We start from the raw sequence: 10,333 nt of genomic DNA, 5'->3' as shown, positions 1-10,333 counted from the left end.
TGGTTATAATTAGGGGTCAAGCCGTCGACGCCTTGACACCCCGAATCATACCAAGGGGACTTTTCTATTTCAATAGGGTTCCACTAACCAAACAGGAATGCTCCCGATGGATCAGCGAGAGCTTGAGACCCTGGTCAGGTGCCTTAATTTCTGCAAAGTACACAGAAATACTGCAAAGCGAACCCTTCGCTGTTCGCTTGGCTCAAGCCACGCCCTCAGGAAAGCGTCCCCAGCTGGAGCTTCAATCCCCTCCCCTACACAAAATCACTCACTATTCCCAAGCACTTGCTTTTGAACTTAAAGAACTAAAACCAGTTCAAAAACAAAAAAGCCCAGCCGAAGCTGGACTTTTTAGGTTGCTTATTAGTTTGTTTCGATTAGGCCGTATTTGCCGTCTTTACGCTTGTAGACAATGTGCGTGCCGTCAGAATCTGCATCTGTGAAGATGAAGAAGCTGTGGCCTAGCATGTTCATTTGAAGAATCGCTTCCTCTTGATCCATTGGCTTCAAATCGAACTGCTTCGTACGTACTACGTCGAACTCCGCGTCGTCTTCAGGCTCTTGAGTATTATTGCTTTCAACTGACTGGAAGAAAGCAGCTACGCCTTCGCGCTCACGTGATTTACGATTAACACGTGTTTTATATTTACGAATTTGACGCTCTAGCTTGTCGATGATTAAATCAACCGCTGCATACATATCGTTGTGACGCTCTTCTGCGCGAAGTGTCAAATTCTTCATTGGAATCGTAATTTCCACTTTTGTTTGCTTATCACTATAAACTTTCAAGTTAACATTAGCTGTAGCGTTTACACCTTCTGAAAAATAACGCTCAAGTTTTTCAACTTTCTTTTCAACGTACTCTCTGATCGCCGGAGTTACCTCGACGTTTTCACCGCGAATATTGAAGTCTAACATATGAACTCCTCCTTTATTTAAACCATCACTACCTTACTTCTTCATAGTACCCTTAAAACCCTTTCTAAAACTTAAGAAAAATGCAGAATTGTAAAGAAACTTCGGTTTTATGTTGATATTACTCGGTTTCTTTCTTTTTGCGGGCATGATGTTTTAATTCTTCCGTGATCAGCGCATCCACTTTTTGATCTTCTCCAAACTCGAATCCATACTCAAAGCCAAATTCGGTTTCGTTTTTCCAAGCTACATTCCCTAAAATTTCAAAGGGATGCTGATAGATTGTAAATTCTAATTGCAGCGCAAGAATTTCTGAACGGACAGGCAAGTCTAGATGCGTCACGAACTTCACTCCACCTGTGCTGATATCCAAAATTTCACATTGTCCTTCATTGGATAAGCTTTTCTCTTCGTTATTTAATTGAATTCGAAATGTGGCCGGTATGTATGGTTGGAACGAATACCGAAAGTAATCATGGCGATTATAACGCATAGGATTATTCCTTTCTTTGAATACCTATATGTAAAAAAACCGAAAGAGATTCCTCTCTTCCGGTCATTAGTGCTTCGAATCGAAATAGGCACCGTCTTGAGACATCTTACCGTATGGATTTACATAGCTATTCATGTTTTCTTTTTTTGCTTGGGATTGTGAAATATTTGTACGAATCGCATGTGTGAAATGTTCCAGACTAGTCTGTACATCTTTCTCCAAACGAATCAGTTCCTTACCAAACGCATCTTCTTCTACTGTAAAAGGCTGGACTATTTGTGACTGCAATACATCACGTTCATTCAGTATCTTCTCGATTTGTTCGATGACGTCATCACGCTTTTCTTCGTCTTCTACCTGTACAAGCGTGATCAATTGAAGTGAACGGTCACGCCACATGGTCATTGCAGGTCGGATCATATCTCACTCACGTTCGAGTATTGTTTCGAACGATTGATCTGTATGACTTGTTTCCACGTATCGCGGAATTCTGTAATGATCCCTGCCGCTTCTTCAAACATTGCCGGATCATTTTGGATGTTCCCATCGATCAAGCGACTATTAACGAATTCATACAGAACGAGCATGTTTTTCGATACGTCGTAGGATGTATCCAATGTCAACATCAATTCAGTCACAATAGCTTGTGCTTTTTGAATCGCAATATTTTTTTGCTCCAAATTACCTTTAGCCAGCTCCATCTTTCCTTGCTGAATAAATTTTAGACATCCGTTATATAGCATTAATGTTAACTCGCCAGGCGTTGAAGTCGTCACCGTATTTGTTTGATATGCTGCATAAGGGTTGTTAGTAGCCATTTATGTCATTCTCCTTTTTCTAGCTAAGTTGCGTTACATGCCGCCGCCAAGTGAACTCATCAACGCTGCAGACTGGGAATTCGCACGCTGGATTGCTTGTTCCATCGCGTTAAACTGCTTATAGTAACGACTTTCCATCATCTGAAGTTTCGTTTCAAAACGCTCGATTTGTTTGTCCATATTTTTTATAGAACGACCGAGAGCAAATGTATCGTTTACAGCAGTAGAACTACCTGCTTTTACTGTGATCTTTTTTTGTGCGTCTTGTAATTCATTTCGGTATCGTTGTGCAATCCCTCCCTTTTTAGGGTCAGTATTGCTTTTACCGATTAAATCATAAACTGCGTTTGGGTTTTCTGAAATTTTAGCACGTAGTTTATCTTCATTGATAATTAATTTACCGTTGTCTAAATAACTCTTTGTTGGTTCTATCCCTAAATCTTTCATACTGATGTTAATTTCATTTCCATCTTTATCTGTAGTTGTAACAGTCGTACTCATAATAGAACGTAAGTTGTTCAGCATAGAAGAAAGTGCTGGATCACCTTTCAAAGTACCACTCATAGCTTTTTCTTCCCACAGCTCGACTTCCTTTTCTTTCATATCGGCTTTTTGTTCAGCTGATAGTGGATGGAAGGACTTGAATTGTTTCTCTTTAATTTTACTGTTAAGTTTTTCAATCATTTCATTATAGTCATTAACGAATTCTACTACTGAATCAAGAACTGTATCAGTATCTGTAGAGGAACTAAATGTTACTGGGGATGTTGTAGTCTGTTTCAGTGAAACTTCAAATCCATTAATGCTGAAGGTATTGGATGAGCGTGTTGTTTGAAGTCCATTAAAATTAAACGATGCATCTTTACCATCGGTTCTTGTTGAAGAATCATTATCTATTTTAAGTTGAGCCGCTAAAGTACCTGAACTCGAGATAGTTATTTTTCCATCCCCCTCACCCTTTCCAGTATCTTTAGAGCTAATAGCAATTTTACCTGAGGATGAATCGTAAAAAGCACTCACACCTGTTTTATCATTTAACTTTTTTAAAACATCATCAAGTTTATCTGAAGAAGTGATTGAAATTTCCACCTCTGGTTTTCCCGGTGTGTTTATTATGAGTTTTTGATCAGCATCGCCTTCAAATATATTTAATTCTTTTAAAGTTTTACTCGTGAAGTCTTCTCCATCAGCCAATCTATCTTTTATGACACCACTTTGCAATGTAGCTTGCTCCGCTAGAGCGTCGACCTTAATAGTACCCGAAAAGTCAGATGTAGAACCTTTTGCTGTAATACTAACCGCTTTCTCATCAGACACACTAACATTTTTCTTCATATACGTACTCTGCTTCATAACCGTGTCAAATAGCTTGTCGCTTGATTTTCTTAAGTCCCGGTTTGTGGAACGATAGTCGTCCAGCTGCCATTGTGTGTATTGTTTCTTTTGTGTAATTTTATCAAGAGGAATTCGATGCGCTTTCATCATGTCTCTGATGATTGATTCTGTATCGATTCCTGATGCTAATCCACCGATTCTCATCGTGCCTCACACCTTTTTAATTAAATTTTATGATCGATTAATCATCCAATGAAGTCTTTCATTGCTGCGTGTATGTCGAGGAATTTGTTCATGCCATCCGTTAATTCTTTCACTTCAGCCTTTGACAACTCGATTTTTTGCTCCGGTGTCGTCTGTTGGGTCAGCTGACCAATGGGTTGAATGTTCGACACTTGTCTTCTGTTTTCAACGGACCCACTCTCGTTAGGTGTTTGCACTGGTTGCGTTGCGGGGCCTTCGCCAATTCGGTTGACCATACTAGTCCCCCCCGTCTTCAATGAACAATCGTTATGTCTAGTATCGGATTAAAATACGGGATGTTGAGCATCGTCACAGTTTTTCTTCTATAGATTCCTATCTGTTTTACATTTTAGATATTCATGACGAATTGAAAATCCCTACTATTTTCTTTGGTGATGAATAAATATTTTCAACGTTATGAAAATCAGACTATTAGAACAGTCGAAAGTAATGTATGATAAGAGCAATCTATAAGAGTAAAGGAGCATACACTAATGTTTCATTCCATTAAAACGAAAATGATTCTCCTTGTCCTCGTGCTAGTTGCTGGCGGAGTTTTGACCATGACAGGAATTAGTAGCTGGTTAGTCAAGGAGCGGACAGAGGAAAATCTTACAGAATCGAGTAGTACGCTGCTAACTGAAATGAGTGCTTCTATTGAAGCGGATTTGCAGCAATACAGTAAAGGGTTAGAGTTGCTGACCGATTCTTCGGACTACACGAATGCTTCCGCCACAACAGGCGAGGCAGAAGTTGCGAAAGCACTCAATAACACGTTAGAGACGTACCCTGACGTATCCAGTACATATCTCAGTTTTGCGACCAAAGAAACGATGATTCGTCCTTACGTGGATTTGACAGAATTTGATCCCACTACGCGTGAATGGTATCAAAATGCGGTAGCAGAAACAGAACAAGTGCATTGGACCAAACCGTATATTGACGAAGCGACAGGTAATCTCGTCATTAGTGCTTCTAAAGCCGTGATGAACGGCAATGAATTCGTTGGTGTAGCGGGAATTGATATTCAGTTATCGACCATGTCCGAAGGGATCTCCGCGACTGCTATTCCACATGGTGGGTATGCATTCATTCTCGATGCTGAAGGAACGGCTATCGCTCACCCTTCACTCGTTGGAAAGAATGTCATGGATCGTGACTATGTAGCTGAAATGTACAAAGAGCCAGCTGGCCACCATACGTTCGAGCAAGATGGTGTCAAAAAGGTCGATATGTTCACGACCATTCCGAACTTCGACTGGAAACTGGGTGTCATCTATGATCAGAAAAACATGCAGTCACTGGCAACAGGTTTACGCAACGTCATGATGATGGCGGCTGTTGTGACATTGGCCGTACTTGCGATCATCCTATTCATCTTCATCAGCCGAGTATTGAAACCGGTTTTCCGTCTACAAGAGACCGTGCAGCAAGTAGCAGACGGTGACTTGACGGTTAGAGCCAACATTCATTCCAGTGATGAAATTGGAGAGCTCGGTAAAGGTTTTGATCAGATGCTCGACCAAATGAACGGTTTGATTACGACCGTGACACATTCCGCTTCCAATGTACTGGCAAGCTCACAAAATCTAAGTGCAGTATCCGAAGAAACAAATGCGACGAGTGAAGAAATCGCAAGTGCTTTGGCGGAAATTACTAGAGGGGTTGTCCAGTCTGCGGAAAACGCGGAAACGGTGACTACTCGTGCCGAGTTATTGAATCAGCAAATTCAAGAAGCCAATGATACTGCTAGCGAAATGGCAAGCTTGGCAACAGAAGCTGTAACCTATAACGCTGAAGGCCGTACCCAGATGAGTATTTTAAGCTCTTCATTCAATAATTGGAATCAAGACTTGCAACAAATGGGCGGCATGATCGGATCATTAGAAGACAAAGTGAAAGCAATCAGTTCCGTCATTGACGCCATCACATCGATCTCTTCCCAAACCAATCTGCTCGCGTTAAACGCAAGTATTGAAGCAGCAAGGGCCGGTGAACATGGTAAAGGCTTCGCAGTAGTAGCAAACGAGGTCCGTCAATTAGCAGAACAGTCCGCGAGATCAGCGGAACAAGTACGTTCTACGATTCATGAATTACAGAATGGCACGCAGCATGTCATCGAGCAAATGGATAATACGCGCAATACATTCGAACGTCAAAGTACCGTCGTACAAGACACAGAAGGGATTTTCGAAAGTATTTCTAGTTTCATTGGCGATATGCAATCTCGAATCAATCAAGTTACTAGCGCACTTCAGGAAATGGACGTCCATAAAAACAATGTGTCCGAGCAAATTCAAATTTTATTGTCGACGACAGAACAATCGGCAGCAGCTTGTGAAGAAGTAAGTGCTTCTTCCGATGAACAACTTCACGCAATCGGCTCGGTTGCCGAAGCGGCCGAAGCCTTGACTCAGTTGAGTGAAGACCTAAGTTACGCCGTGGAACGATTTAAAATCTAACAAGATCCGCCTCTCCTTTTCAAAGGATTGGCGGATTTTTTTATAAAAGCCAAGGCACTCTGAGAATCTTTGCATAGAATAAGGGTAGTTCCACATTTGGAGGTGAAATCAATATGGGAGAATCAGTTAAAGGATCTGGGTACGGCGGCGGTTATGATGGCGGCTTCGGCTTTTCAATGATCGTTGTTCTGTTTATCTTATTGATCATTGTCGGTGCAGGATTTATGGGTTACGGTTGCTAATTACTTAAAAAAACTGGAGGTGGAGACATGTTTGGATTTGGTGGATATGGACACGGTGGTGGCGGTTACGGAGGATCAGGTTGTGAGAGTACTGGATCGTACGGCTCATGCGGTTCTTACGGAAACGGATTCGCATTGATTGTTGTACTATTTATCCTACTCATTATTGTAGGCGCCGCTTGCCTATAAGTCTTTAAAAAGAAACCTGTCGATTTTTCGACAGGTTTCTTCATTTTTCTTTATAAAACCATAAATATATAGGAAATTAAGCCGATAACAAGTTAGGTACAATATATCATCACACATCTAAGAAGGAGCTGAACACGTGTTACGGTCAATAAAAGCAAAGATTATCTTAACCGCTATCATTTTATTCATTCTAGGTATCGCATTAATGACTTGGATGACCAATGAACAAGCGAAGAAACAATCCATGGTCAATGCTATGGATTCAAGTAATGCAATCATCGGTGAAATGAGTTTCGGTGTTTACCACTTTATGGACAAGTATGAAAAAGGCTTGGCATTGTTGGCGACGACCGATGCAATCACAGAATTTACTGGAGAAAAAGGAAAAGAAGTATCTGTTAAAGAAATAGAGAATCGTCTACAAACTTTCTTGTCTATGTATCCAAGTACAGATGCCGTTTATTATTCATTGACATCCAAATATACTGTCATCAAGCCGGATGATGATTTAACGGATTATGATCCGACGACGCGAAATTGGTATCAATTAGCACAAGAAAATCCAGACAACGTGCAATGGACAGAGCCGTATTTGGATGATACAACTAATCAGTTTGTCATTACTGCTTCCAAAGCAATCATGATCGATGGTACGTTTATCGGAGCTCTTGGACTTGATATTGAACTGAGCGCATTAACAGACGAAATAGCGAGCCGCGATATCGGATATAACGGCTATCCTGTGCTACTCGACGATCAAGGACTGGCTATCGTTCACCCTTCTAAAACAGGAACGGATGTAACAAACGAAGCATATTTCAAAAAGATGTATGATGCGGACAATGGTGTCATCGAATATACCGATGATCAAGGTATCGACAAGCGCAATATCTATACGACGATTCCAGACTTTAACTGGAAGGTTGGCGCAGTCTATGAAGAACGCGATTTAAGTGCGATGGCACAGTCATTACGTAATTCTATGTTGGTCATTGCACTTATTACGTTGATTCTCACATTCGTCGGTCTATTTATTACGATCAGCCGTATGTTGAAGCCACTCGAGACAGTCAAAGGTTTGATGGCCGAAGTATCTGGCGGAGATCTGACAGTACGTTCAGATAATCAGAGTCCAGATGAAATCGGTGAATTAAGCCGAGATTTCAATCACATGGTACAAAACATGAACGACATTATTACAGTCGTCCACACATCAGCAGACCATGTCCGATCGAATTCCGAAAGCTTAAGTGCCGTATCTGAAGAAACGAGTGCCGCAAGCAATGAAGTCGCAATGGCTGTCGGAGAAATTGCACAAGGTGCCGCGAAATCTGCCGAAGATGCAGAAATCGTAACAGAACGCATCGACCTTCTCGGACAAGAAATCAATGAAATTCGAGAAAAAGCAGAAGTTATGCTAGATATCGCAACTCAGACCGGTATTCAAAACACCAATGGTCAACAACAAATGCATGCACTAAAGACTTCCTTCACGACTACAGGTAAAACGTTGGAAGAGATGTCCAACGACATTAATTCACTCAGTGAAAAAGTACAAGCGATCGGTAGTGTCATGGAAACGATCATGAACATTTCAAAACAAACCAATCTCTTGGCACTCAACGCAAGCATTGAAGCGGCTAGAGCAGGAGAACACGGCAAAGGATTCGCAGTCGTAGCAGAAGAAGTCCGCACACTCGCTGAACAATCCGCCCGTGCAACAGACGATGTCAAAGTAACTATTGAAGAATTACAAAAAGGATCACACATCGTATCTGAACAAATGCAACAAACAATCAACACATTCCGCGAACAAGGCGTAGTCGTCGGAGATACGGAAAACACATTTGAAGAACTTTCTTCACTGATGGACACAATGCAAGAATCGATCCATACCGTATCAGATGAAATCCAGTTAATCGCCACACATAAAGATGATGTGTCCATAACTGTTGAAACGATGTCCGCCACATCCCAAGAAACCGCAGCGGCCTGCGAAGAAGTTAGCGCATCATCAGAAGAACAACTCCGCTCGATCCAATCGGTTACAGAAGCTGCCGAAACATTGACTGAACTAAGCGAGAAGCTATCAGAAGTCATTGCACAATTTAAAATGTAATTTATTTTAGGGAAGATCCTCGTTATGTAGTGACGGGGGTCTTCTTTTTTGTTTGTGCGCTCGCTCATAGTTGTGGGGTGAACGCTCTATTGGACGTGGTATCCGCTCATACTTGCTACGTGACCGCTCTATCAGCCATACTATCCGCTCATAGCTGCTGCGCGAACGCTCTATCAGACATGGGGCATGACATTCGCTCATACTTAACGCGTTGCCGCTCTATCAAACATGATATCCGCTCATACCCATGGCGTGACCGCTCTATCAAACATGGTATACGATCATACACATCGCGCGGCCGCTCTATTCAACACGATATCCGCTCTTACCTATCGCGTGATCGCTCTATCTAACACGACATCCGCTCACAGCTGCTGCGCGAACGCTCTATCTGACGCAGGGCATGACATTCGCTCATACTTAACGCGTAACCGCTCTATCAAACATGATATCCGCTCATACCCATGGCGTGATCGCTCTATTCAACACGATATCCGCTCTTACCTATCGCGTGACCGCTCTATCTAACACGACATCCGATCATAGCCGCTGCGCGAACGCTCTATCAAACACGGTATCCGATCATACACATCGCGCAAACGCTCTATCAGACACCACATCCGCTCATACCCACCCGACAAACGCTCTATCAACCCCAACATCCGCTCATACCCCACCACCCCAATCCCCAACTCCTCCCTTCCCACCAAATAAAAACAACCAAATCCCCTCAACTTCCGCCAATCAAACCACTTCGTTTCCCCTAACAAAAGCACCCATTTCCCCCAAGCAAAACGAGAACTTGGCGATTCGATATCTCCTTCAAAACTTTCTATCATATACATACCCAGGGAATACAAAGTGTCGTGCACGGCCTGAAGAGGTCGCTTTCAATGGAAAACAGTAAGAATGAAAACTTTGAAGAAGTAATGGAACAATACGAACCGATGATCTCAGCCATCATAAGAAAACTACACATTTACCGTGATTTTGATAACTTCCGCCAAACCGGACGCTTTGCACTTTTCCAAGCATGGACGCGCTTTGACGAAACGAAAGGTAACTTCACTCCGTTCGCCTACCGCTCCATCTATGGTGCTATGCTTGACGACCTAAAAAAAGAAAGCCGGTTCAGCGAAGTGAACACATCAGTCGAAACCGAAACTTTAGAGAATCTAGCACAAAACGACTTTATGGAAGACCCTAACAACGAACTACACGAAATCATTACCGCGCTCCCGTCAAAAGAACGCGAACTACTAATCAAGCTATACGTAGAAAACAAAACCCAAGCTGAATGCGCCACCCACTTCAGCATTTCCGTTCCAGGAATCAAAAAACGTCGAGAAAAACTACTGAAGAAACTTAAAGATCAACTAACAGCCAAACAAAGCATAGAAAAATAAACAAAAGCAAGAGCCGCCCCAATGGGTAGCTCTTGCTTTTGTTCGCTTTATTGATCTTGCTTTTGTCTCTATGTATAATTCTACGTTAGATGACGATTCCATTTGAACGCA

The 10,333-nt window shown here is 42.1% G+C and carries 10 protein-coding genes and 1 pseudogene; 5 read left to right on the top strand and 6 right to left on the bottom strand.

Annotated features, from left to right (window positions below):
• Positions 1-363 precede the first annotated feature (363 nt).
• The 6 genes from hpf to CSV72_RS14690 form a co-directional block, all read right to left on the bottom strand.
• Positions 364-918, bottom strand: coding sequence for a ribosome hibernation-promoting factor, HPF/YfiA family (gene hpf / locus CSV72_RS14715; RefSeq protein WP_099678978.1), 555 nt, complete (start codon positions 916-918; stop codon positions 364-366).
• Between the two features lie 118 nt (positions 919-1,036).
• Positions 1,037-1,408: a PilZ domain-containing protein gene (locus CSV72_RS14710; RefSeq protein WP_099678977.1), complete on the bottom strand. Its 372-nt coding sequence runs from the start codon at positions 1,406-1,408 to the stop codon at positions 1,037-1,039.
• A gap of 66 nt (positions 1,409-1,474) precedes the next feature.
• On the bottom strand, positions 1,475-1,828 hold the full coding sequence (fliT, locus tag CSV72_RS14705; RefSeq protein ID WP_099678976.1) for a flagellar protein FliT: 354 nt from the start codon (positions 1,826-1,828) through the stop codon (positions 1,475-1,477).
• Positions 1,825-2,226, bottom strand: coding sequence for a flagellar export chaperone FliS (gene fliS, locus CSV72_RS14700; RefSeq protein WP_085133016.1), 402 nt, complete (start codon positions 2,224-2,226; stop codon positions 1,825-1,827). Before fliS ends, fliT begins: the two co-directional genes overlap by 4 nt.
• A gap of 33 nt (positions 2,227-2,259) precedes the next feature.
• Positions 2,260-3,765: a flagellar hook-associated protein 2 gene (locus tag CSV72_RS14695; protein ID WP_099678975.1), complete on the bottom strand. Its 1,506-nt coding sequence runs from the start codon at positions 3,763-3,765 to the stop codon at positions 2,260-2,262.
• Positions 3,766-3,806: 41 nt separating this feature from the next.
• Positions 3,807-4,040 (bottom strand): hypothetical protein, encoded by a 234-nt coding sequence (locus CSV72_RS14690; RefSeq protein ID WP_099678974.1) that lies wholly within the window; start codon positions 4,038-4,040, stop codon positions 3,807-3,809.
• A 258-nt stretch (positions 4,041-4,298) separates the two neighbouring features.
• Here CSV72_RS14690 and CSV72_RS14685 point away from each other — a divergent pair, with 258 nt between their 5' ends.
• The 5 genes and pseudogenes from CSV72_RS14685 (at position 4,299) to CSV72_RS14665 (ending at position 10,222) form a co-directional block, all read left to right on the top strand.
• On the top strand, positions 4,299-6,266 hold the full coding sequence (locus CSV72_RS14685; protein ID WP_099678973.1) for a methyl-accepting chemotaxis protein: 1,968 nt from the start codon (positions 4,299-4,301) through the stop codon (positions 6,264-6,266).
• Positions 6,267-6,379: 113 nt separating this feature from the next.
• On the top strand, positions 6,380-6,508 hold the full coding sequence (locus CSV72_RS14680; protein ID WP_083035222.1) for a YjcZ family sporulation protein: 129 nt from the start codon (positions 6,380-6,382) through the stop codon (positions 6,506-6,508).
• Between the two features lie 111 nt (positions 6,509-6,619).
• Positions 6,620-6,697, top strand: a pseudogene (locus CSV72_RS17060) (YjcZ family sporulation protein); the annotation flags it as partial.
• Positions 6,698-6,833: 136 nt separating this feature from the next.
• Complete coding sequence (locus CSV72_RS14670) at positions 6,834-8,816, top strand: methyl-accepting chemotaxis protein (protein ID WP_099678972.1); 1,983 nt, start codon at positions 6,834-6,836, stop codon at positions 8,814-8,816.
• A gap of 893 nt (positions 8,817-9,709) precedes the next feature.
• Positions 9,710-10,222 carry a sigma-70 family RNA polymerase sigma factor gene (locus tag CSV72_RS14665; protein WP_099678971.1) on the top strand — a complete coding sequence of 171 codons (513 nt, stop codon included), beginning with the start codon at positions 9,710-9,712 and terminating at the stop codon, positions 10,220-10,222.
• The last annotated feature ends 111 nt before the right edge of the window (positions 10,223-10,333 follow it).

The sequence above is a fragment of the Sporosarcina sp. P20a genome (assembly GCF_002743175.1).
GTDB lineage: Bacteria > Bacillota > Bacilli > Bacillales_A > Planococcaceae > Sporosarcina.
This window is presented reverse-complemented; position numbering and strand designations above follow the sequence as displayed.